Here is a 22,874-nt window from a genome sequence, read left to right on the forward strand (position 1 = left end):
GCGACCTCTCATCAAGGTCGCTTCGAGCGGTGTTGCAATCAGATGCGTTCAATTCGAACCCCGATCTCGCTTAGCGGAAAAAAGGGTTGTTCGTCTGTTCTGACCGCGTTGAAGTGATCGGGTTTCGGCTATCGAAATCGGTTCGCTCCGCGATGCCACGCAACTTCGAATTGTTCTCTCGATTCTCGTTCTGCCCGTAGGGAGCATAAGGATACGGGTTTGGTTGGTACGGCGTGGGGGCTACGTAGTTCACGGGAGCCGTATTGACTGGTCCATAGTTGTAAGCCGGATATTGGCTCACTCCCCCGTAGTACCCGCATTGCGTGCAGGGCTGCGGATGGGCACACGGAGCAACCGGTGCACACGGTTGTGGTGGGCATGGTCGCGGCGGACATACCACAGGGGCACATGGTGCCGGCTGTTGGTAACTCACGTGATAGTTCACCGAAGTGGGTGGGCAATAATTCGCGGCTCGGTAAACCGGCGGTTGATACCCGTAGGCCGTTTGTCGGTTCTCATACCGGTCTGCTGCGAATGCTGACGCACCCGTACCGAAAACACCGGTCGCGACGAAAGCGGCAAGTTTGAAAGTTCCATTCATTGCTGAGTTCCTCTTAGCGTCTTTTGCAGGGGATGGTCGATCGAAATCGACTTGGGATGCGAAGGAATGTCAATGTTGCATTCCCTTCGGCAGGAATATGACCAGGCTGGAGGACTTTACCGACAGTCTCTTGAAAAAAAGTCGATTTCCTCGGGTTCGCTGTCGGGCGTTGTCAGATCAAGAAGACTCGTCGCCATATAGGGGTATCGGAACCGCATCAATTGCGGCGCGAAGCATTGCAGGATTGCAGAGAATTCCTTGTAGCTTCTGCGATCGTTTGCAATCTTTTTCGTCAACCCCAAAAGCGACTAGAATTTTCTTCTCTAGGTATATCAATGACTTACGTGAAATATCGAACTCCTATTGACCTGCAAAAATCGCTTTGGCACACCGCCTGCATTAGTGCCAATCATCCTGAGTCGAACGGCCAACAACAAAATAACAAACTCACAATGTTGGCCCCTTCGAATCTCCTGGAAATCACTTTTCAACAATCAATCAGCAAGTGAAGGGAATCCCAATGCTCGTTTTAACTCGCAAGACGTCCGAAATGATTCAGGTTGGCGACGATATTGTCATCAAAGTGATTCGCACCGGAAAAAGCACCGTCAAAATTGGAATTGAAGCTCCGTCGAACGTTCGCGTCCTGCGAGCGGAACTCTGTGACGAAGCCGAACCTGTCACCACGCCGAACGCCGCCGCTGTCGCAACACGCGAAATTAACTCGGCTTCGATGTCGGTTTGCTCGGATCAATACCCGCACGTGGCATAAGACGCTCGCGTCGGAGTTGGTCAGTCGCTTTGAATTTTTGAACTCTAACCTTTTTCAATTTTCCATATTTGCCATCCGCCTGACTGAGAACAAACAGGCGAAGCTCGCAGGATCGCGAGACTGACAGGATGGCTTCATTCGCGGACCCGAGGAACGGGCCACCACGCTGCAGGGAGAGGCAGCCGGCTTGGGTTTCTCGTCGTCTTCGCGAAAGGACTTTGTTCGATGGCTCAATTCACCAAACAATCTTGCGGGGCAAGTGGCGTGCGATTCGGGATGGCTCGGCTGGGGCTGGGCTTGGCAATGATCGTGGCGACACTCACAACAACCAACGTCTTCGGCGATGACTTCGCCAACAATGCAAACGGTTTCTGCAAGACACCGACATACAACAATCAGTACAACGATACCTACAACAACGACAATCGATATCGCCCGACAAGCTACGAATCGCCGTCGCCTTACCGCACGGTTTATCCGCCGCAGAGCGACACGACATTCATTAGCAACACGTCCAGCACCCCGAATTACGATGAACTCAACCGACGATTGCAAGACTTGATCGGTCGGGACGAAACCCCGCGGTATGACGACTATCGTTCGAATTCACGCGAGTACCAAACGCGACGGATTCCCAACGATCGGTATGACCTCAGCCATGAAGAGATGAACCGTCGAGATTTGGGCTCCTCGATCATCGACGATTCTGACTGGAACTTGCGTTTGGATGGACGCCGGTATGATGACAATCGTCGCTATGAAAATGACCGTCGCTATGAAGACAACTTCAGCCGGAACCGTAACGAGCAAGGTCCACGACTCGACAATCGGATGCCGAACCGTCGGGAACGACGTAACGATGATCGGGCTCCCGAACGAAATCGTGACAACAACCGCTACGATGACTACCTCGGCCGACAAGAACCGAACCGTTTTGAAGACCGTTTGCCACAGGATTGGTCGCCGATTCCTTCGCGGAACGAAGGACCAACCTACGGCCCTACTCAACCGATCGTACACCCGGAAGATCAACTTTCCGAAAGCGAAAAGATTCAGCTCAAACTGACGGCTCGGTATGGTGACCCAGTTGTTCAACGATTTGTGCAAGCGGTCAGCCCGCAACAAGCGATGAGCTTGTTCCAAGAAGCGTCTAACTTGATTGATACTCGTCACCGTGAACCCGTTTCGTACCAAGTTCGACTGCAACGCGGTGCCAGCAACTTGATGGAAGGACTTCGCAACCAAAGTTTCACAACTGCTAACCGGTTGCAACCGTCTTCGAATCAAATCCAAAGTTTCCAAGCCAGCATGAACCAGTACATCAACGGCCGAGCCGTCAACGATCGTAACTCCGCCAGCCAAGTGGTTTGGCAAGTCGCGAGCATGGCTCAACAACAAGTCGGCATCCCGTCGACCACGACGATCCTGGAATTCGTGTACGGCTCAACGGAATCGTTGGACAAATACTCGACTTTCCTTCCGGAAGACCCCCGCTCTGCGAGCCTGCCGGATGAGTTCCAAAATCGCAAAACTGCTGCAACAGGTCTGGAAGACAACATCGTCGGCATCGGAATCGAAGTGAAGCCTCATGCTGACGGGATTGAAATTGTGCGACCCCTGCGAGGTGGACCGGCTCAACGAGCTGGGATTCAAAAGGGTGACATTGTGGTGGCGATCAACGGTCGTCGGTTGGCTGGTCAGAACATGAACTACGCTGTCGACATGATCGGTGGACCGCTCGGAAGTTCGCTCAGCATGACGATTGTTCGCAACGGACAACAACTTTCACCGATCACCGTGACTCGTCAAAACGTGCGGGTCTACAGTGTGAGCGAAGTGGAAATGAAGGAGAATAAAACTGGTTACATCAAACTCGATAAGTTCGCCCAATCGTCGAGCCAAGAAGTTGATGAAGCCCTGTGGCAACTGCACCGTCAGGGAATGCAAAGCCTGATCTTCGACTTGCGAGGCAACCCTGGTGGTCTGTTGACGACGGCGATCGAAATTAGTGACAAATTCCTGCCGAGCGGTACGATTGTCTCGACGCGTGGCCGGACACAACAGGATCAAATGCAAGAATCCGCGAAGTACGCTCAAACTTGGAAAGTCCCGTTGGTGGTGCTGGTTGATGGTGACTCGGCTTCGGCCAGTGAAATCTTCGCTGCCGCTATTCAGGACAACAAACGAGGCTTGATCGTCGGTCAGCAAAGCTATGGCAAAGGCACCGTGCAAACGCACTTCCCTCTGCAAAGTGTTGCTGGCAACCTGAAACTGACCACCGCAAAGTTCTACTCCCCCAGCGGGCGAGAAATGGCGGGAGCGGGAGTAACCCCCGATATCAAAGTCCAAAAGACCGGATATCGGAATGATAATCTCGCTAGCAACTACGACCGAGAGTTGGAAACAGCTCTCCAAGTCGCCGCCGGTCGGGACGTGCAAGAGTTGGCCTCCGCGAAGGATCGCCAACAACAAACGGTTCCGGTGAACTACCAACTCAACCGCTAGTCGCGATCGAGTCCGACCCAGTAACCATCGCAAACGAAAAGACCTCCAACCGCCCGCACGGTTGGAGGTCTTTTTTGTCAGAACGTTCGAATCTTATCGTTTGGCGAAACCTGTCGATGTTTGCCGTTGGCCGCATCGTTCGTTGGTGAACGACTTACGTTCGGCCTTGGGACTTTGGGACCTCAAAGTCCTCCGTCGTGGATTCTTTCGGCAAGTCGAGGTTCTTCTTCCAACCGTTGAACAATTCTTTGCCGGTTGGGTTTTCACCGCCTTCGCCACTGGGAATTGGGATGCCGTCATAACCGGCTATTTGAGCGATGTGCGGACCGCCGATGGTCCCTTCTTTCGATTGATACATCCCTTCAACGATTGCAACCGTTGTACTAGGACCGCTGTTGCCTTTGGTGCTATCTGGAATGAACGTGATGTTACCCTTCGGCACCGGTTTGCCATCGTAATTGACCTTACCGGAAATCGGAAATCGCTCTGGGGCATCGTTGGTACCTCCTCCACAGCCACTTGCGACAATCCCCAATAGCCCGACCACTGCATATCGCAAGGCAGGAATCTTTGGAATCAAGTTCATCATTGAGGAAATCCTCCAATGGGAAGACCATCGTTCCGAATGCCGAGTTGCATATAAACATTGATGTCAATGTTTTCGCTGACGAATTGAGTCGAAGCATCAGCCAGCAGGAAGTGACAACCACCTTGGTGAAAACTGCCGAACGCTCGCATGCTCAGGCCTTGACCTTGCGGGGGAATCGTCCCGGAGGAGCCGAATGTGGTGTCGTGTGAGTTTCCGTGACAGTTGCAGCCATTGATCGGGATTTCGGTTGTCGCAGCCGTTGTGCCTGTGACCGATGAACCACCGCCACGATAGGCCGATGCCCAGCCGAGCCAGTGCGCATCTGTTCGTCCACCGGACAACAACTGATAACGAGTTTCACCAACCATGAATGTCGACGTTGTGCCGTCGGTGATGTCACCGAGTCTCGTACTCGAATTCAAGAACAGGATCCCGTTCGTCCAGAATGCACGACCGACATCGCTAGATTGACACTGCCGGGAGGACGTCACTCCACCACCTTGAATGCCGAAGTAGTTCGTATTGTTCCGCGATGACTGGGAATTGGGATCCGAGGGGCACTGATATTTTGCGTTCGGGCGATCGAACTCGATGCGGTTGGGTAGTCCGCTGCCCACGGCGGGAGTTTCGGCGTTGCTGGAAACGAATTCCGCGGTCATGTCGAAGTTCTCGTAGCGGTTAACTTCGTCCAAGAATGGCAGAATGAGCACGGTCCACGGAGCACGACGGCCGCTCGCGGTACAGCTCTGCGTAAGTGTGTTTGTAGGGCCGGTAAAGATAAAACCACCCGCCGGCAATGCATTGTGGGTATCGTGGTAGTTGTGCAATGCGAGCCCAAGTTGCTTCATCTTGTTCTTGCATTCCGTCCGGCGAGCCGCTTCGCGAGCTTGCTGCACAGCCGGAAGCAGTAAGGCGATCAAGATCGCGATAATCGCGATCACAACCAAAAGTTCGATCAGTGTAAAACCGGCAGACCGTCGACGAGCGAATCGTGACATGAGCGACTCCAGCAAGGTGGGAAAAGAAGGTAGGACAGGAATGAAACACTCAACTAGGTCGCACGGTGCAAAAAATTTTTCAAGATCTTGAAAAATTTTCACAGACACTCACAACCTAGCGTGGAGTCCCGATGCAAGCTTGTCTTCCGGTTTTGTCAGTCTCGCGATTTCGATTGATCCCGTAAGTTTCCCGAAAACTTGTGAGCCAAGGTTGTTGAACACGCGTTGAAAACAGAGAATCCCTGTGAAATCAATCAGATTTCAACCCCTGATTCACCGAGGTTCTCGGTTCGACCGTTTTCGATGAGCTGCCGAACGCGTAGAATGAAAAAACAACATTGCAGCTTGAGTTCAACAAATTTGAGTCGAACAATCATGTCTTCCCAACTCCCCACCATTTCCGAAATCGATGCTCCTTATGAAGATCCGCTCGACTTGATGGACGAGATCGATCAGCTCAAAAAGGAGAAAGATGCGTCGATTCTCGCCCACTACTACGTGGATGGTGAGATTCAGGACATCGCGGATTTCAACGGCGACAGTTTGCAACTCGCACGCGATGCGACGAACGTGACAACGTCGACGATTGTCTTTGCGGGCGTTCATTTTATGGGTGAGTCAGCAAAGATTCTGAATCCTGAGAAACGGGTGCTCGTGCCGGATCTCATGGCGGGGTGCTCACTTGCGGAGAGTTGCCCGGCGGACAAATTGGCCGCGTTCCAAGAGAAACTGCGAAGCGAAGGTCGGGATTTTCTCACCGTTGCTTACATTAATACGTCGGCAGCGGTGAAATCGCTGACGGATTGGATCGTCACCAGTGGCAATGCCCGGGAAGTCATCGACAAGTTACCGGAAGACAAGGAAATCCTGTTCGTACCCGATCAGCACCTGGGGCGGTATTTGGAAGAAGTCAGTGGGCGGAAGATGATTCTGTGGCCCGGCGCCTGCATGGTTCACGAGATTTTCAGCGTGCAGGATTTGCTACGAGCCAAACGGAACAATCCCGAATCCATCGTGATCTCCCATCCCGAGTGTCCACATTCGATCTTGGAAGTCAGCGATTTTATCGGCGGCACGGAGAAGATGCGGAAATACGTGGCCAGCATCGAAAAGCCGACGACGTTCCTCGTCGCGACCGAAGCTAACATGATTCATCCGTTGCAGTTAGCCGCTCCACAACACGAATTCGTTCCGGTACCCGGGATTATGGCTTCCACCGGTGAGACATGTGCTTGCAACCGCTGCCCGCACATGGCCCTCAACACGCTTGCGAAAGTCCGCGACTGTCTCAAATACGGCCAGCCGGAAATCACCTGGCAACCATATTTCGAGAAAGCCAAGGAAGTGCTAACACGAAGCCTGTTGTGAGGTTCTTGAGTTCAATTTGATGGAAAACCTAGTCCGCGTTGAACTTACGTCTGACGAAGCACTCGTTTTGTTCGAGTTTCTGACGCGGTTCCAAACCCAAGAGACACTAACGATTCAGCATCCTGCGGAGGAGCAATCGTTGTGGAATCTTCAGTGTTTGCTGGAAAAGAAATTGCTCGAACCCTGGCTGAGCAATTACGAGGAATTGCTCCAAGCAGCTCGTCGGAGTCTTTCTTTCGAAGACGTCGATTAGGGGTTCTGGGTAATTTGCTGTCACATTTCCGAAAAAATTGAGTTTTCCGGTCGAATCGATTCAAGCGGTTGGAGCAACTCTTCCGATACCGATAGTGCGAGATCTTTGTAGGTTCGTCCAATCCAAGGCAGACCTTCAAGTCATGATCTCAGTATCCCCCGGAAGCCCCCGATGTGTTGGCCGCCCCGCCGACCATCCCAGGAAGGAGTTGCTCGATGTCGTATCAATTGCGTCGTGGAGCGTTGAGTGTTGCCGTTGCTTGGAGTCTCTCCGCTTTGGGCGGTGTCGCGGTTCAGGCACAAGTGCCCCCTCCATGCGGTACCCAGTGCCAAACGCAAAAAGTCGATGGCGGAACCTGCACCCAAACCACGCTGCATCCTGTGGTGAAAACCCGGTATCGCAAGGAGCAGGTGGTCAGCCATCACCAAGTGACCAAAGTGGGATCGCGAGTCGAGCAGTACTGCGAAACGGTTCCAGAAACCAAAGTGTACAACGTCACTCGCGACGAGGGACACTACCAAATGGTTTGGGTGCCGAAGCCTGTCACTCGGCAATATGCGCAAACGAATTACCGTCAGGAAGTGAAACAGCGTACGGTGCCTTACCAGTACACAGAAACCGTGCCACGCGTTTGCGAACAAGTCGTGCCGGAACAGTACGTCTGCTACATTCCTGTCACGAAAACAACGAAGACAACCATGGACGTGACAACTTGCACGTCAACCGGACCGGAAATGTGTCCAGCTCCGCAGTGTCCTCCTCAACCAGTTTGTGCGACTCCAGTCGCTCCGACTTGTGCGACACCAGTCGCGCCTAACTGTGCCGTGCCCGGTCTGACCGACGCAGCGATTCCTACTCCCATGACGGCCACGCCCGTTGCTCCGCCAACTTATGTGCCACGGGAAATCGCACCGTTGACCGGCGGCGGATACTATCCCCAAGGTCCAAACTTGGTTCCTGATCCGCAGAACTTGGCACCGCCTGCTTCGTCGAACAACCAACCTTGGACGTCGGTCCCGGCTCGGCAGACCAACACGTATCAGCAGAACTACAATCAAATGGTTCAGATGCAAGCCCAACAACGGTTGGCTGCTCAGCAACGTCAGCAAGCCTTGCAAATGCAGGCTCGACAAGCACAACAAGTGCAGCAAGCCGGTTATGTTGTTCGGCCTCACTGATTCGATCGCGAATGAGTAATGATCCAATGACAAAGCCCGCCAATTCAACGGCGGGCTTTCGTCGTTTACCGCCGGTACCAACTAATCAGTCGAGGAATGTCGCCGGACTTCGCGAGTGATCGTGTACGACTGCGAGCGGCACGACTACCCAATGCCGGCGAATAGCCGTGATGATGGTCTGCAATCGTAAGAGCGGTGACGATGTCCTCGCGTTGAAGTTCCGTCCGCCCTGCCCCAATCGCCAGTGCTCTGGCCAGCCATAGTACCACCGGCACCATCAACGCCAGACTGTAAAAACCCTCCACGAACGGCACGCGATAATAGGCCGATCCGCAAAAATGCAGCCCCTGAATCTTCACGCGAAAATACCGCGTGAATAATTCGTTGGTCTCCTCGGGAGGCGGGCCAAACTCTTCTTCGATCGCAGCGAAGGGCACGTCGGAAAACTTTTCGTGCAGAACCGGAACCGTGCCTCGGCCGCGTGCATACCGAATAGCCGCCCGCAGCAAACGGTATCGCCCTTTCCAACCAGAATTCAAATCACTGGCTGTGTCGCGACGCGCGTACTGAGCGACAAGCATACGAAACAACATTCGGCCACTACGGCTCGGTGACTGCGGTTCCGGGGATGACGGAATTTGAATGGCAGCCTCTTCACAAATGATGTCTAGCAACTCTTTCAGTTGTTCACCTCGAACCACGTCGAACGACATTTCGCCAACCAGATTGACCCAGAACAACGCCCGATGAAGTTGCACATCAAACGGAGCTGAAGGATCGGCGAAAGTCCGGTCAAGCGCTTCCGTCAGTTGTAAGACGTCGGGCCATTCGAGTGTTTGGCCTGGTGAAATACTCGGAGGCGGCGTATCGAGTTTCTTGCCTTCAGTAACGGCTTTCGCAATCCGGTTGAGTTCCTTAGTTTGTTCCGCCAGTGGCGTGCCTTTGTTTTCCACAACCGAGGGACAACTAAACCGCAAGCTGACAGTCACATCTTTTCCCGAGGGATGCAACGCATACGGATAGACTTGGCAAGCCAACGGTTTCGCGGGTTCGCCGAACTTTGCATGAATGCGACACAAGCCCTCCTCGTTCAGAAAAATACAGCCGCCATCGTCCTGATGATTCAGCCGCCAACCTGCTCCATGTTTAACGACGACCGGCCGGCCCGCGGGAATCCCGTCGCTCACCTGCCAATTTTGCTTCTCGATCCGCAGTCGTTCTTCATCGGTGATTTCGATCAGGTGTTGTCGACAGCAACCGCTGCAGTTGTGACAACTCCAGTTTTGGATAACCGGTAAACGCAAATTGGGCCGAGCCATAATTCAACATAAGTTTGGAGGAGGCGGACGAAAGGCAAAGAATTATACGCAGTCGACCTTCGCGACCCAACCATCTGAAGTGGGTCGTCAAAACAATCGCTTCTGCTTGAAGTCGGCTTCGGTCGGGATCTCACCGGGCCAAACCGGAAGGTCAGGTAGATTAGGTACGTGGCGAGACAGTTCCGAGTGAAACCGGCGAGCCAGTTCCGGGGCAAAGTAATCGTCGGGAGTATGCAGAAACACAAATGGCGTCAGCCCGCAATCAATCCAGTCCGCGACGATGGGGACCCATTCATCGATCCATGGTTGCACGCGATCCAAGTCGTTCCGGCCGATCAATCGCACAAATGGGTTGGAACCGGTGACGCTCGTCCGATGAGGTACATCCGGTTTTCGAGTTTGAGAACGCGATTCGCTCTCGTCCGTGGCGGGTGCGGAATATAAAGGCCGACTATCCAGTAATACACGATCAATGTTCCGCTCACGCAGCAAGTTCTCGAACTGAACTTCCGTGCGACCATCGTCGAAATAGTCTCGATGTCGTACCTCGACAGCGATCGGGAAACTCGATGGCCAGCGTTCGACAAACTGTTGAAGCTTGAAAAACTCGCGACCTGAGAACGTCGGAGGAAGTTGCAAGAAGGACGGGCCTAGACAATCACGCTCTTTAAGAACTTCCAGGAATTCTAGGAAAGTCGCTTTCTCGGATTCACTGTTCTGCAATCGCTTGTCGTGAGTAATTTCACGCGGGAACTTTGCGGCAAATCGAAATCCCGCTGCGACTGAATCCGCCCACCGTTCGGCAGTTGCGAGAGTTGGTAAACCATAAAAGGTACTATTGACTTCAACTGTGTTGAATACGCTTGTGTACTGTGGCAAATAGTCATTTCTAGAAGCCGAGCTTGAGTACAATGTTCCACACCAACGTGCATTCGCCCAAACCGGACAGCCAATATGATAGGGAAGTTGAGACTGTTGCACACTAGGCCTCAAGACTAGTCGGTATCTGGGTGACTATGTGTCGTTACTTGGGGACGACGATCTAGTGACTAACGAATTCTGTGATCGTGAAACAGTGGATTTTCGGGGCGTTCTCGTGTTTTAGTTGCCAGGTTTGTCAGTCGATAAATGATGACTCATCAATTGCTCGAAAGGAACCGGACTATTTCAATTTGATAACTTCAACGTCATCAATCCACGCTTCCCGATTGACCGCAATTCGAAGTCGACTTTTTGTTGGATGACCAATACCAGGGGATTGAAACGAACCAACTTTTTTGCCGTCAATCAGCATGGTAAGGGTATCACCCATAACTTGGACTTGAAGATGATGCCATTCATTTTCGGATGTCTCGTGTGGGAAGTACTTGACTGTGTTTTTGATCCTTTGTTTGTCTTCGGGAGTGGCTTGGTCTGCTAGTCGACGAGTTCTAGTTTCCAGGTTCATACGCCCGGTTTTCAGGTCGACGAGTTCCACACGTTTCGGATGGATTTTTGCCATGCAGATATGACCAGCGTGGACCGATTTCTCTTTCATGTCCGCGATATTAATGCCGAGGTCATCCTTCGGGCCGAGTTTAAATCGCATGTTAATAACGGCATCTTGGAAGGCGGCTTCATGAGTAAGTGAGACTCCATGGTCTGCAACATCTGCCCGCGTGATGTGTAGTGTACCATCGACTAAGTCGACCTGTTTTACGCCTTGAGCCCGACTCTTGCTATTGGTACCCCAATCGTTGCCGACTTGTTCTTGACTGTCATCTTTCTCTTCGCGATCAAAATCATCCTGAAGTAGGTATGTGCCTTTCGGGGGAACGGCACTCACGTGAGTTGATAGACAGTACTGTAGTCCGAATACTAAGCAGATTGCTGTGATTGTTGGTCGGGACATTGTAGACGCTTTCTAGGAAACGATGGAATCGAAGTGGTCAACAGGGTTTCGAGGACGGCTAGTACTTACTCCGTTGGATACCCGGCTGCGTTCCAACCACTCCAACCGCCATCCATGCTGATCACATTTCGATAGCCCATCTTCTGCAATGCATCGGCTGCTAAAGCCGAACGAAATCCGCCCCCACAGTATAAAATAACTTGCGAGTCGGTATCGGGAATCGTTTTTTCAATGTCACGTTCAATAACACCTTTGCCAAGATGGATTGCACCCGGCAGATGACCTTTGGCATATTCGCTCTCTTCGCGAACATCGACGAGATAAAACGATTCATTAGCGTCGAGTCGTTTTTTGACATCGTCGACGTTGCATTCTTGAACGCGAGATTTGGCGTCGTTCACAATGTTAAGAAAGAGCGGTGAATGTTTTTTGCCCATACTATGTTCCTTCAGTATACGTTTCTTCAATCTTCGACTTGACCCGCTTTTGGTAGCGAGTCTAAGTATCGAATAATTGCCTCATTGACTATTGCCGGTTGCTCGAGCGGAGCCATGTGCCCTGCATTCGCAACGCTGACGAATTCACTCTGAGGGATTTCCTCAGCGATGGCTTGCATTTCTTGTGGCTTGGTGAGTTCATCATCTTCACCGACAATGACGAGTGCGGGCACAGCGAGAGTCGGAAGCAAGGCCGTCATATCGGGACGAAGTGCCATTCCCCGAGATGCCCCCGCGATTCCTTGCGGCGACGCATCACTAATCATTTGCTTGACGAAGTCAACAAGTTCCGGTTGGTGCTCGCGTGTGTGCGCAGAGAAGATTTTTGAAGGCATCGACTTGGTCAGAAACTCGGAACCTTCTGCAAGAACCTTTTCTGCCACTTGATGGCGGGTTTCGACGGCGGCTTCCGCATCGGCGGTCGCTTTGGTATCGCAGAGAATCAGTCCTCGGAGTTTCTCTGGGTAGTGGTGTGCGAATTGCCAGGCAATATATCCGCCCATCGACAATCCGCAGAAAACGACGGTTTCAGTCACGTCCATTCGTTCGAGCAAATCGGCGAGATCGTCGGCAAATTGCGGCATCGAGTTTACGCCGCTGGTCGCTGCAGATTTCCCGAACCCCCGCAGATCAGGTGCAATCACGCGGTGAGTTTTTGAAAGTGTATCAATCTGTTCACGCCACATGCGGTGGTCGATTGGGAAACCGTGGACCAAGAGCACAACGGGCCCACGACCTTGGTCGAGAACATTGAGTTCTGCATCTTCCAATTGGACTTTTGGCATCGATCGACTCGATTCAAAGATTCGGGGTTCTTCACTCGTTACATCGTATCTGCATCACGCACTGTCGGAAAGCGGCAACCGACCGCAACAGTTGTGCAATGGGTAATGAGTTAGCATGAGTGAAAAGTGAGACATAGTTGGCTATGCTGTCAATCTGTCGCACTTTCCTGTCAGAGGTTTGCTCATCAATGTTGGATTTTCTAAAGCTAGTCGCGGCGGTTGTGTTCGGGCTGATGCTAGCAATCGTTCTTGCCATTGCGTACCTGCGTTGGCGGGTTAAACGCTGGGTCGGAGAACTTGGCGAAGAATTTAAGAAATTCGGTGATCAGTTTGCGGCAATGGGTGCCGAGTTAGAGCCGTTGGAAGTCGAGTTGGATCGCACGCAAGAACTGGCTCCCGAGGAACATCAGGCTCTCATCGACGCTTGGACGGCAGACGTTGAGTCACTCGGTTTTGAGTCGGTCGGTGATTTTCGCATGCGTCCGACACAAGTTTGGCTTCGGGCACTTACTCATCCCGAATCGGGTGCGGCTGCGGTTGTCTACGCGATTCATCCGGTCGGAGTTTTTTACGATATGACCGCCAGATTCGTTGGCGAAGAATCGATTACGGTGACAGATAATCAATTTGCACTCGTGGATTCTCCGCCTTGGTCACGTTTGGTACGGCTCGATGCGGGAACCGACCCCAACCTTGCGTATGCTCGGTTGCTGGATGAAATCGCAGGGCAGGCAGTGCAGCCTTACGACCCCGTCAATTTCCGCGAACGGTTTGAGGCGGCTTACCGGAAGGAAACGCTCTGGCGGGCGAAACGTGGCGACACGACCGAGGAAGTTCGGCGGGTGATGAATTCTCCGCTGACGGAAGCGAAAGACGAAAACGAGCTGTTGAAGGCCACGATGGAGTCGCGACGTATGATGCGTGGGGCCCAAGTTGAGGATTTCCTGCGAAAGGAATACCTCAAACAGTCCAATGTCTCCGCATTAGAGTATGAACGCATCGAAGATCGCTTGGTGATTGTTCACGAATTGACGACGTCCGACACTTTGATTGAGTTGGCGGAAGAGGCCTTCTGGGACGAAGAAACCGGCAGGGAACGGCCGATGCCCTCCGTGATTTCGAAGATCGCCGAGCAGGACGATCCGCTGGAAGCGTTCCGACAAATCTTGGGCTATCTCCCTGACTCGAAATACTACGAACACTATGATTCTATTGCCGGCGAGATCATGGGCGACATTTACCTCCGTCGGGAAGAATAACTTTTACGGATTTGGTTTTGAGACTTCATCGAAAAGGATTGATGGTGAGGAACACCGCAAGAAGTTGGCTCGCGTTGTTAGTATTTGTCGCAACAGGGATGGTGACGTCCATTGTGTCCGCGGAGGATGTGCTGGTTCGTGTCAATGGTGAGACGATTACACAATCCGATTGGGATTTCCTGGCGGTTTCCCGTCGGATACCACAGGAACGGCGGGATGCGGTCCGCGATCAATTGCTCGAAATCTTGATCGAACGCCAACTCATGCGAACGCTGTTAAAGTCTCGTGGTGTCGAAATCGATGCGAAGGATCTGGATTCTCGAATCGCGCGGCTGAAGCAGTCGCTCCAAGAGAGCGGCGAAGACCCAAACGCCGTTCTCAATCGCATCGGCATGAGCGAAGAGCGGCTGCGAAACGAGTTGGCGTTGCCACTGATGTGGCAGGAGTATCTCGGCATGATCGTCAGTCCCGAGCGATTGCGAAAATACTTCCAGGACCACAAGTCACAATTTGATGGCACGAAACTCCGTGCCCGACAAATCTTCCGCAAAGTGCCCCGCTCTGCGACCGACGAAGATGTTGCGAACACCAAGCAAGAATTGGTGGAGATCAAGCAACGGATCGAAAACGGGACCCTCTCGTTTGCCGATGCCGTCGGGCAACATTCCGATGCCATTTCGAAAGACAACGGTGGCGATGTCGGTTGGTTCGGATGGCGTGGTGGTTTGCCGGCGAGTGTTTCGGAAGCGGCGTTTCAATTGAAGGGGGACGACATTAGCGAACCCATTCGCAGCCCGTTCGGTTGGCATCTGCTTCAAGTCACCGAGCGTAAGCCCGGCGACATCAGTCTAGAAGATGCACGCCCGGTGGTCTTGAATACGTTGTCCCAGGAATTGTGGCGGGAATTGGTCGACAAAGAGCGTCAGAAGGCCGAAATCGAATTCGTGAAACCATCGAATTAATTGTCGCCGGTCGAGCGGGATGATTCCTTGCGATTCACCAAGGCGGCGTACAGGAGTTCGTCGATTTCGCCCTTCCAAACGGCTGCCAAACTGTGGGACGTGATGCCCGTGCGATTGTCGCGGGCGTGCGGTTGCGGCCGAATCGTGTATTTGCGGACGGCCGCTTCCGTCTGTTGTGTCCCTGCATCGCTCGCGTGTGTCCGTCGTCGATAGAGTTCCGATTGCAACCAGTCCTCCGCCAGCGGTTGTGCCTCTTCGGGCTGTAAATCGTTATGGAGTGTGACCGTCAAGGCGGATGCCTGGTGCTTGACCCGAGTTCGCGATCGAAAACGATCACACCGAATTCCCGCCCCACGACTTCGCTGGGAATTCACGCTGATTTCACCACTTGGTACACGGTCGTCGTTGGAGTCGATAACGGGCAACACTCGTACCCGCACGAAGAACGATTGCTTCGCCTCTTCCGACGTGCGACCGAACACAAACTCATGCATGCCGTCTTCGCCGCGAAGGATCCCGTACGCCGCCACGCCTTCAATCAGCAACACAACATCGGCCGTTGAGCCGGTGTTCGTCAATTCCTCGTGCACGGTTTTTACGCTCAATCCTTTGAGTTTCGCCCACCCCGCGTACATTTCGCAAAGTTGCTGAGCGAGATCCTGCGGTGCATCCTCAGCGACGGCAGAGATTTGCACGAAGGCATCGCCACGGTCGAGTTTTCCCCGACATTCCAGGCTGTATTTTACCAAGTCGGCATGAAGTTGGATTTCGACGGCCCGCTCGGCGACGGCGGTGAGTGCGTCGGCATCCTGCTTCTTGCGTGCAGTTTCGTATCGTGTTTGCAGTGATTCCATGCGTGTCCGCACCCGCGCAACGGCTTCGAGCAAACGCTCGATTCGATAAATCTCTCCCAGAGTTTCACGAGCGGTCGACGGCACATCCCAGAAATCCTTCTGCGTTGTGCGGTGCAGGAGTTCGGTTTTCTGTTCTTCGAGTTTCTTGTCTTGGCATTGCTGTTCGAGAGCCGAGACAGCTTCCGTGAGTTGTGAGATTCGCTCAGCAATTTGCTTCGGCTTGAGCTTGGTTTTTGAACCATCGATCGGATTCACAACCGGCACGCCACGCACGAGTGTTTCTTGACGACGCGTTTGGCGGTCTTCAACAACTCGCGCGGTGATGCCTCGTCCTTGGGGAATCAATCGCAGCAGCGCTTGGCGATGATCGCCCGTCATCTGCACAATTTGCCGAGCGATGGGTAACAAGGCAAATGTCTCGACCGCCCGCTTGAGCGGACGCGCCCCAAAGATGGGGCTGAAACCCTCGCGGACGAGAATATCGATTACACCCGGATCGACATCCACCCGCAGTTCCCGCCGTGTGATCCCGCTGCGAAGCAGAACCTGTCCGAGTTCGCGTTGAGCCAAAATGCGGGCGTGTTCCCGTTCGAGCGGCTTGAACGTAACGATGCGATCGATGCGGTTGATGAACTCTGGGCGGAAGAACTCTTCCATCGCGGTCGGCGGTGCCGATTGCGGCACGCGTTCCGTTTCCGCTTGAAAGCCGAACGTCGTCTCGTGCAGATCGCTGCCGAGATTGCTGGTCATGATGACGATCGTTTGCGTGAAGTTCGTTGTGCGTCCCAGTGAATCGGTCAGGCGACCAGCATCGAACACTTGCAGCAACACATCAAAGATATTCGCGTGGGCTTTCTCGAGTTCATCGAGCAGAATCACGGAGAACGGTTGCTGTCGAACCCGTGACAAAAGATTGCCCTGCTGCAACACCGAATCGCCACGCGCATTGGAGTTACCGATGAGCTTTTCGAATGAGTGGTAGTCCTTGAATTCGCTCATGTCGAATCGCAACAAACGATCGGCCGACCCGAAGATAAACTCGGCGAGTGCTTTCGCCAATTCTGTTTTGCCCACGCCGGTCGGACCGACAAAGAACAACACGCCGAGGGGTTTGGACGGGTTCGTCAGTCCGGCTTTGATCAGCGTGATGAGATCGATCACCGCATCCACAGCGGCAGACTGCCCGATCACGCGAGACTCGAAGAACTTGCGGGTTTCCGAGACGCGTAGCGGTTGTGTATCGTCGAGAAGACGGCTGGGAATTCCCGTGCTCGATTCCAACGTCCGCACAACATCTTCGGGTTGGAACTCGGTTTTCTCTGTGGCCAACTTGCTTGATGCATAGTCCGCGTTTGCGTCGCTTGTTGCATTGTTGGACTGCGTTTTCTGGCTGATGAGTTGGTCGAGAAGTTTGATGGCTCCGCCGGGGCTGGCGAATCCGGGGAAGTACAATCGACCGAATTCCTGCACGGTTATCAGTGTTTGCTCTGGGAAGGCAAGAGTCACGCCGGAGTCGTCGGCGAATTCATCACGTCGAGCGTTCGCGTACGCTTTGAGAATCTCGGTCGCTTCGGACGCGTCTGCTTCTTCCAGTCGGAACACGCCGAACAACTTGTGAAACGACGGGAGTTGTTCCGCACCCTGACGAAAATTCTCGGGTGTGGCTTCCCCGACGACGGTCAGCGTGCCCTGCTCCAATGCCTGTGTGATGAAGCCGCCCATGTTCTCGTCGGACTTGGAGTGCCGCCCGGCATGGGGCAACAAATGAATGTCCGTCATGTAGACCAACACATTCTGCGAGCGTCTCGCAGCCCGAATTAGGCCATCGACCCGCGTCTGCCATTCGCCGATGTAAGACGTGCCCGCCATCAGCTGCGATGTGGAGGTTTCAAGGACAAGCCAGGGTTGGTCCGTTCGTTGAGCGAGTCGCCGAAACAGCTCGTGCAACACCGCCGTTTTACCGCAGCCCGATGGACCGACTACGACAAACGAATTGTGCTGCGTTTGGTCGAGGTGTTGCTGCAGCGATTCGAGAACTCCATCGCGTTGGAAAGCGAATGGCGTCGAGCGGTCTCGAAACCGTGGCGACAGAACGGTGCCAAACTCCGCGAGGGCATCGATCAGATCAGGGTCGAATTCCATAGTCGGCTTGTGATTTTGAGGGGAACGAGTGTCGTCATAATCTAGCAAAACGAAGCTATGCTGTCTGCGTGGACACGTCTTTGGTACTACGGGCTCGCGCGGTCTGCTTTGCAAATCACCAAGTCACGTCGCACAATGGCAATCGATCGCAATCTGCTGATGTTTTCATTTTTGCAATAGGGTCACTTTGAGATGAATCGATTTCGCATCCTGCTCACGATTTCACTGGTTTGTTGTTCGGGGGTGGTTTTGCTGTCCGCCGAACCCGACACCACCGACGGCGACCACATGGTCCGGGAATACTTTCAGGCCGAAACCACCAAGTTAGCAGAGCGAACACTCGCTGATGTCCATTCGAAAGCCGACTGGGAAAAGAAACGGCCGGAGTATCACCGACAACTCCGCGAAATGTTAGGACTCGATCCTTGGCCCCAACGGACGCCTTTGGAAGTTAAAATTACCGGCCGTGTCGAAGAGGATGAGTTCCGAGTCGAGAACTTGCATTTTCAATCGTTACCCGGTTTGTACGTGACAGGGAATTTGTATCTACCGAAAGATGCGAAAGACGACTCGAAACTTCCAGCGATTCTGTATGTTTGCGGACACGGCGGTGTCAAAAAGAATGGGGTTAGTTATGGCAACAAAACGCACTATCAACATCATGGAGCATGGTTTGCACGAAACGGGTATTTGTGTTTGACGATTGACACCATTCAACTCGGTGAGATTGAAGGCTTGCATCACGGGACTTACCGCGAAGGCATGTGGTGGTGGCATTCCCGAGGTTATACACCCGCAGGCGTGGAAGCTTGGAATGGGATCCGGTCGATCGACTATTTGGTAAGTCGTCCCGAAGTCGATGCGAGTCGCATTGGCGTCACCGGTCGGTCCGGGGGTGGTGCATATTCTTGGTGGGTGGCGGCACTAGATGAACGTGTGAAAGCTGCGGTTCCGGTGGCCGGGATTACCAGTCTTCAGAATCACATCATAGGTGGTGCCGGTCGACCGGAGGGTTGTATTGAAGGCCATTGCGATTGCATGTTTATGGTCAACACTTATCGTTGGGATTTTCCACTCGTTTCTGCTTTAGTTGCGCCAAGAGCGTTACTCATTTCCAACACTGATAAGGACCCGATCTTTCCGCTCGATGGTGTTGTGGATGTTTATAACAAGACACGGCGGATCTATCGACTTCTCGATGCGGAACAAAAGATCGGCTTGCAAATTACGGAAGGCCCGCATCAAGACACACAAGAACTTCGCATTCATGCCTTTCATTGGTTCAACAAGTATCTCAAGGGCGAAGATCCACTGATCGACAAAACCGCGACTAAGTTTTTCGAACCGGAAGAACTGAAAGTCTTCCCTAAGAATGAACTGCCAAAAGACGAACGTGTGACGACAATCCATGAGAGTTTCGTACCACAGGCAGCAGTTCCCGAAGTTCCTAAGAACGCAGATCAATGGCAAAACCTCAAAGACCGTTGGATGAAAGGCTTGAAAGAAAAAGTCTTTCGCGGTTGGCCTCAAGAAGAGTATCAAAACGGTGATAACTTAGAGGTTAAAAAGGTTAAGTCGTATCAACTGACAAATGAGGCGATTGAGACCGTGAATGTGGAAGAGTACCACTTCACGAGTCAGAACAATGTTCGCTTGCCGTTCTTGTTATATACGTCTACCGATACAAAGCATGAGGATATTGAAGAGATCAATTTCGTGATTCGTGGAGAGGCGGACTATGAAGCGTTCACTCGTCGATCGAGTTTGAAAGAGATTCCGAAACCTAACACTGCACTCGTTTACTTTTCGCCGCGTGGGGTTGGGCCGACGGCTTGGAAACGCGACAAAGTTAAACGCACGCACATTCGCAGACGGTTTGCGTTACTCGGACAAACCGTGACGGGAATGCAAATCTGGGATTCTGTTCGTGCTATCGAGGCAGTGCGGTCTTTGGCGGGGTTGTCTGATGCGAAGTTGCAAATCGAAGGCAACGGCAATGCCGCTGTCGTTGCCCTTTATGCGAGTCTATATACATCTAAAGTATCGCAGCTGACACTGGCTGAACTTCCTCCTAGTCATCAGGACGGCCCGGACTTGCTCAATGTCCTCAGGGTTCTGGATATCCCGCAAGTTGTGGGCATGGTTGCAGAGAATACTTCGATTGTGATTGAGACCGCAAAAGATGGTCAGTGGGACTGGCCAACGACACTCTCCAAGAATATGAATTGGCAGCCGATCCGGTTGGTGACCGATCACGATCATTGAGTTGGTTTAACTATGCGACTCGTGATTGCGAATTGAGTTTCGCAATCACGGGTTTCCAATAGTCGATTGGTGTACGCACCGGCTCGTTTCCTAAGCATTCTGCGTTTATTTGAGGGGGGCGTGTCGTTATGGACGCGAATATCGAACCGGTGTTGATCGTCGGAGCGGGACTAGCAGGCTTAACCTGTGCTAAGGAACTTCATGCCCGCAATCAACCGTTTCTCTTATTAGATGCATCCGACGCGGTTGGCGGACGCGTTCGCACGGACGAAGTCGACGGGTTTTTGCTCGACCGTGGATTTCAGGTACTGTTGACTGCGTATCCCGAAACCCAGCGGTATCTCGACTATGACGCACTCGACCTACAAGCCTTCGTACCTGGTGCTTTGATATATCGGCAAGGTCGGTTACGCAAATTCGTCGACCCTTGGCGAAAGCCCACGCAAATTCTACAGACGGCGTTTTCTGGCATCGGCAGTTTGGCTGACAAGCTGCGTGTTGCGAAGTTGCGTGCGGTGGCGAATCGCGGAACGATTGAGGATTTATTATCAGGTGAGAACGACGAAACTGTTGAAACTCTCCGTCGCAAATATCACTTCTCGTCCGAGATGATCGACGGGTTCTTTCGCCCGTTTTTGGGGGGCGTGTTTCTTGATCGCGAACTCATCACATCGAGCCGAATGTTACATTTTGTGTTTCGCATGTTTAGTCAGGGAGACACAGCGGTTCCAGCGTTGGGCATGCAAGCTATTCCGAACCAACTTGCAGAAAGCTTGCCAGCGGATTCGATACGTCTCAATACCGCGGTGCGAACTGTCACTTCGACGAGTGTTATGCTTGAGGGCGGAGAAGAATTGCATGGACGCGCTGTTGTGGTGGCCACGGATGCTGTGAACGCGTCTCGTCTGTGTGCCGAACTGTCTCAGCCTCGATCATTTCAAGGAGTGACGAGTCTGTATTTCGCTGCCGATGAAGCCCCTATCGAGGAGCCGATACTTGTTCTCAATGGCGAATCCCAAGGACCCGTCAACAATGTCGCTGTGATGAGCAACGTCTCCGAGAACTATGCACCGGCCGGGCAGCATTTGATTTCGGTTTCTGTGGTGGAGGCAAACCGCGAGTCGTTGGAAACGGAAGTTCGCGAGCAATTGAAGACATGGTTCGGAGATGTCGTCGATCGATGGCGGCATCTGTGGACTTATGAGATTCCGCGTGCATTACCCGATCAAACGCCTTCGTCGCTTTCAGCGGTCCACCGTACTCGGCGGTTGGAAAGCGGCGTGTATCTATCCGGCGATCACTGCGAGACCGGCTCCATCAACGGTGCGATGTTATCCGGACGCGTGACCGCCGAAGCGATCTCTGCTGATGCTCAACAGTAAACATCAGCCGTCGGCAACATTCACATAGACCTTCAACGCCGATTTATCTTCGACGAGAAGTCGCATCATTTCCGCGTAGTTGTCGAGACCGTTAACCGGATTGGTGAGGATTTGCTCGATCACGCCGGGATACGTGACTTCGCCCAATGCGAGGTCTGCGATACCAAGTTCAAAGTGACGATAATTGCCGTTGACGGTCCCGAGGAGAAGTTTATTCCCCAAAACCCAATCGAGATTGATTTTATCAGAGTGGATCTCGTGGCTTTTACGACCGCCAGTGATGCTGGTCCAAACGAGGACGCCGTTCTGACCGAGGACATTCATTGATTCGAAGGCCACCTGCGAGTTGCCGGTCGCTTCGATGATGATGTCAGCATTGCCAACTTCTTTGGCGAGTTCGGCGAGGGATTTGTCACGCAGGCTGATGTATTCCGCACCGAGCTGTTTGGCGATATCAGCTTTCAGGGTCGGCGGTTGAGTGCGTGCGAGCGTGTAGACTTCCAAGTTTCGCAAGCGAAGAATCAACGTGGCTAACAGGCCGATTTGTCCGGCGCCAATCACGAAAGCTCGTTTCGGGCTCCACACTTGGAGACGCTTTTGGGCTTCGTAGGCTTGTTCGATCGCTTTGGCCGCAACGCTCATCGGCTCGGCAAGAACATGCAGATGTTTCAAACCCACCGGCATTCGGACGATAAATTCCATGTCGTCGACGAAATACTCAGTGAGGAAGCCATGCAGCAGACAGATGCCGCGTTCGTAATAGGTGGCTTCACTCGTGATGTCGGAACGCCCGATTTTGTCATAGATCGAACTACCAGGTCGCCGAACCGTGCACGCAACGTAATCACCTGGCTTAACGTGTTTCACCGCCGGGCCGACTTCCTCGACCACCCCGAAACACTCGTGACCGAGGACCAAAAAGTCGCTGCCGGGAGGGGCAGTTCCATAGAGTGCTTCGTTGATTTCCCGGTCGGTCGCATCGACACCAACCTTGAGCACGCGGACTAAGACCCCACGCCCGTTGGGGACGTCGTCAACTTTCGGCTTGGGAAGTTCGGCAAGGTGGACGCTATCGGGCTGTCCAGGGCGAACGGCAACCGCCTTCATTTCAAACTCTTTGGCTAAAAATGTGCAACACCAGTGGTTCCAACACGAATAACTCTGCCTTTCCCGGAAACTTCCGGGAATGCTGAAAATTTGGACCACGTGGTTTGGGGAATTATCGGGCGCTTTATATCGAATCGAATAGGGAAT

Annotated in this window: 19 protein-coding genes; 9 read left to right on the plus strand and 10 right to left on the minus strand. The window is 53.0% G+C overall.

All coding sequences use genetic code 11. The annotated features are described in order from the left end of the window. Nucleotides 1-70: 70 nt before the first annotated feature. Nucleotides 71-601, minus strand: coding sequence for a hypothetical protein (locus tag AC5DDB_RS23230; RefSeq protein ID WP_491742147.1), 531 nt, complete (start codon nt 599-601; stop codon nt 71-73). A gap of 520 nt (nt 602-1,121) precedes the next feature. Between AC5DDB_RS23230 and AC5DDB_RS23235 the strand changes: the two genes are divergently transcribed. After that, on the plus strand, nt 1,122-1,373 hold the full coding sequence (locus tag AC5DDB_RS23235) for a carbon storage regulator (RefSeq protein ID WP_491742148.1): 252 nt from the start codon (nt 1,122-1,124) through the stop codon (nt 1,371-1,373). A gap of 225 nt (nt 1,374-1,598) precedes the next feature. Next, the gene (locus AC5DDB_RS23240; RefSeq protein WP_491742149.1) at nt 1,599-3,878 is read left to right on the plus strand and encodes a S41 family peptidase; all 2,280 of its coding nucleotides are present in this window, start codon (nt 1,599-1,601) and stop codon (nt 3,876-3,878) included. A gap of 154 nt (nt 3,879-4,032) precedes the next feature. On the opposite strand, the gene AC5DDB_RS23245 is transcribed toward AC5DDB_RS23240, so the two are convergent. Beyond that, the gene (locus tag AC5DDB_RS23245) at nt 4,033-4,467 is read right to left on the minus strand and encodes a hypothetical protein (RefSeq protein ID WP_491742150.1); all 435 of its coding nucleotides are present in this window, start codon (nt 4,465-4,467) and stop codon (nt 4,033-4,035) included. Continuing rightward, nucleotides 4,464-5,465, minus strand: coding sequence for a DUF1559 domain-containing protein (locus tag AC5DDB_RS23250; RefSeq protein ID WP_491742151.1), 1,002 nt, complete (start codon nt 5,463-5,465; stop codon nt 4,464-4,466). The genes AC5DDB_RS23245 and AC5DDB_RS23250 overlap by 4 nt, the downstream gene beginning before the upstream one ends. A 375-nt stretch (nt 5,466-5,840) precedes the next feature. On the opposite strand from AC5DDB_RS23250, the gene nadA reads away from it, so the two are divergent. From nadA to AC5DDB_RS23265, 3 genes are all read left to right on the plus strand, one after another. Next, nucleotides 5,841-6,833 (plus strand): quinolinate synthase NadA, encoded by a 993-nt coding sequence (gene nadA / locus AC5DDB_RS23255; protein WP_491742152.1) that lies wholly within the window; start codon nt 5,841-5,843, stop codon nt 6,831-6,833. Nucleotides 6,834-6,852: 19 nt separating this feature from the next. Beyond that, on the plus strand, nt 6,853-7,086 hold the full coding sequence (locus AC5DDB_RS23260) for a hypothetical protein (protein ID WP_491742153.1): 234 nt from the start codon (nt 6,853-6,855) through the stop codon (nt 7,084-7,086). Nucleotides 7,087-7,301: 215 nt separating this feature from the next. Further along, entirely contained in the window at nt 7,302-8,264 is a 963-nt protein-coding gene (locus tag AC5DDB_RS23265) for a hypothetical protein (RefSeq protein WP_491742154.1), read from the plus strand. A gap of 65 nt (nt 8,265-8,329) precedes the next feature. Here AC5DDB_RS23265 and AC5DDB_RS23270 read toward each other — a convergent pair whose 3' ends face one another. From AC5DDB_RS23270 to AC5DDB_RS23290, 5 genes are all read right to left on the minus strand, one after another. Continuing rightward, the gene (locus tag AC5DDB_RS23270; RefSeq protein ID WP_491742155.1) at nt 8,330-9,583 is read right to left on the minus strand and encodes a YkgJ family cysteine cluster protein; all 1,254 of its coding nucleotides are present in this window, start codon (nt 9,581-9,583) and stop codon (nt 8,330-8,332) included. Between the two features lie 87 nt (nt 9,584-9,670). Continuing rightward, on the minus strand, nt 9,671-10,564 hold the full coding sequence (locus AC5DDB_RS23275; protein ID WP_491742156.1) for a DUF72 domain-containing protein: 894 nt from the start codon (nt 10,562-10,564) through the stop codon (nt 9,671-9,673). Nucleotides 10,565-10,745: 181 nt separating this feature from the next. Continuing rightward, nucleotides 10,746-11,474 carry a 3-keto-alpha-glucoside-1,2-lyase-like domain-containing protein gene (locus AC5DDB_RS23280; RefSeq protein WP_491742157.1) on the minus strand — a complete coding sequence of 243 codons (729 nt, stop codon included), beginning with the start codon at nt 11,472-11,474 and terminating at the stop codon, nt 10,746-10,748. A 65-nt stretch (nt 11,475-11,539) separates the two neighbouring features. Then, entirely contained in the window at nt 11,540-11,911 is a 372-nt protein-coding gene (locus tag AC5DDB_RS23285; RefSeq protein ID WP_491742158.1) for a rhodanese-like domain-containing protein, read from the minus strand. A gap of 26 nt (nt 11,912-11,937) precedes the next feature. Further along, nucleotides 11,938-12,756, minus strand: coding sequence for an alpha/beta fold hydrolase (locus AC5DDB_RS23290; RefSeq protein ID WP_491742159.1), 819 nt, complete (start codon nt 12,754-12,756; stop codon nt 11,938-11,940). A 188-nt stretch (nt 12,757-12,944) separates the two neighbouring features. Between AC5DDB_RS23290 and AC5DDB_RS23295 the strand changes: the two genes are divergently transcribed. Further along, the gene (locus tag AC5DDB_RS23295; RefSeq protein ID WP_491742160.1) at nt 12,945-14,015 is read left to right on the plus strand and encodes a hypothetical protein; all 1,071 of its coding nucleotides are present in this window, start codon (nt 12,945-12,947) and stop codon (nt 14,013-14,015) included. A 41-nt stretch (nt 14,016-14,056) separates the two neighbouring features. After that, nucleotides 14,057-14,977, plus strand: coding sequence for a peptidylprolyl isomerase (locus AC5DDB_RS23300; RefSeq protein WP_491742161.1), 921 nt, complete (start codon nt 14,057-14,059; stop codon nt 14,975-14,977). Here the strand turns inward: AC5DDB_RS23300 and AC5DDB_RS23305 are convergent. Further along, on the minus strand, nt 14,974-17,973 hold the full coding sequence (locus AC5DDB_RS23305) for an AAA family ATPase (protein WP_491742162.1): 3,000 nt from the start codon (nt 17,971-17,973) through the stop codon (nt 14,974-14,976). The genes AC5DDB_RS23300 and AC5DDB_RS23305 overlap by 4 nt on opposite strands. Nucleotides 17,974-18,165: 192 nt before the next feature. Between AC5DDB_RS23305 and AC5DDB_RS23310 the strand changes: the two genes are divergently transcribed. Together AC5DDB_RS23310 and AC5DDB_RS23315 are read left to right on the plus strand one after the other, a co-directional pair. Beyond that, on the plus strand, nt 18,166-20,238 hold the full coding sequence (locus AC5DDB_RS23310) for an alpha/beta hydrolase family protein (RefSeq protein ID WP_491742163.1): 2,073 nt from the start codon (nt 18,166-18,168) through the stop codon (nt 20,236-20,238). Between the two features lie 128 nt (nt 20,239-20,366). Next, nucleotides 20,367-21,620: an NAD(P)/FAD-dependent oxidoreductase gene (locus AC5DDB_RS23315; protein ID WP_491742164.1), complete on the plus strand. Its 1,254-nt coding sequence runs from the start codon at nt 20,367-20,369 to the stop codon at nt 21,618-21,620. A 3-nt stretch (nt 21,621-21,623) separates the two neighbouring features. Here AC5DDB_RS23315 and AC5DDB_RS23320 read toward each other — a convergent pair whose 3' ends face one another. Further along, the gene (locus AC5DDB_RS23320; RefSeq protein WP_491742165.1) at nt 21,624-22,727 is read right to left on the minus strand and encodes a glucose 1-dehydrogenase; all 1,104 of its coding nucleotides are present in this window, start codon (nt 22,725-22,727) and stop codon (nt 21,624-21,626) included. Nucleotides 22,728-22,874 lie beyond the last annotated feature (147 nt).

It is taken from the genome of Thalassoroseus sp. (genome assembly GCF_984380535.1).

Bases quoted from the DNA above. Each gene is read 5' to 3' on its own strand.
- AC5DDB_RS23230 (WP_491742147.1), bottom strand. From the start codon at position 601: ATGAATGGAACTTTCAAACTTGCCGCTTTCGTCGCGACCGGTGTTTTC.
- AC5DDB_RS23235 (WP_491742148.1), top strand. From the start codon at position 1,122: ATGCTCGTTTTAACTCGCAAGACGTCCGAAATGATTCAGGTTGGCGAC.
- AC5DDB_RS23240 (WP_491742149.1), top strand. From the start codon at position 1,599: ATGGCTCAATTCACCAAACAATCTTGCGGGGCAAGTGGCGTGCGATTC.
- AC5DDB_RS23245 (WP_491742150.1), bottom strand. From the start codon at position 4,467: ATGATGAACTTGATTCCAAAGATTCCTGCCTTGCGATATGCAGTGGTC.
- AC5DDB_RS23250 (WP_491742151.1), bottom strand. From the start codon at position 5,465: ATGTCACGATTCGCTCGTCGACGGTCTGCCGGTTTTACACTGATCGAA.
- nadA (WP_491742152.1), top strand. From the start codon at position 5,841: ATGTCTTCCCAACTCCCCACCATTTCCGAAATCGATGCTCCTTATGAA.
- AC5DDB_RS23260 (WP_491742153.1), top strand. From the start codon at position 6,853: ATGGAAAACCTAGTCCGCGTTGAACTTACGTCTGACGAAGCACTCGTT.
- AC5DDB_RS23265 (WP_491742154.1), top strand. From the start codon at position 7,302: ATGTCGTATCAATTGCGTCGTGGAGCGTTGAGTGTTGCCGTTGCTTGG.
- AC5DDB_RS23270 (WP_491742155.1), bottom strand. From the start codon at position 9,583: ATGGCTCGGCCCAATTTGCGTTTACCGGTTATCCAAAACTGGAGTTGT.
- AC5DDB_RS23280 (WP_491742157.1), bottom strand. From the start codon at position 11,474: ATGTCCCGACCAACAATCACAGCAATCTGCTTAGTATTCGGACTACAG.
- AC5DDB_RS23285 (WP_491742158.1), bottom strand. From the start codon at position 11,911: ATGGGCAAAAAACATTCACCGCTCTTTCTTAACATTGTGAACGACGCC.
- AC5DDB_RS23290 (WP_491742159.1), bottom strand. From the start codon at position 12,756: ATGCCAAAAGTCCAATTGGAAGATGCAGAACTCAATGTTCTCGACCAA.
- AC5DDB_RS23295 (WP_491742160.1), top strand. From the start codon at position 12,945: ATGTTGGATTTTCTAAAGCTAGTCGCGGCGGTTGTGTTCGGGCTGATG.
- AC5DDB_RS23300 (WP_491742161.1), top strand. From the start codon at position 14,057: ATGGTGAGGAACACCGCAAGAAGTTGGCTCGCGTTGTTAGTATTTGTC.
- AC5DDB_RS23305 (WP_491742162.1), bottom strand. From the start codon at position 17,973: ATGGAATTCGACCCTGATCTGATCGATGCCCTCGCGGAGTTTGGCACC.
- AC5DDB_RS23310 (WP_491742163.1), top strand. From the start codon at position 18,166: ATGAATCGATTTCGCATCCTGCTCACGATTTCACTGGTTTGTTGTTCG.
- AC5DDB_RS23315 (WP_491742164.1), top strand. From the start codon at position 20,367: ATGGACGCGAATATCGAACCGGTGTTGATCGTCGGAGCGGGACTAGCA.
- AC5DDB_RS23320 (WP_491742165.1), bottom strand. From the start codon at position 22,727: ATGAAGGCGGTTGCCGTTCGCCCTGGACAGCCCGATAGCGTCCACCTT.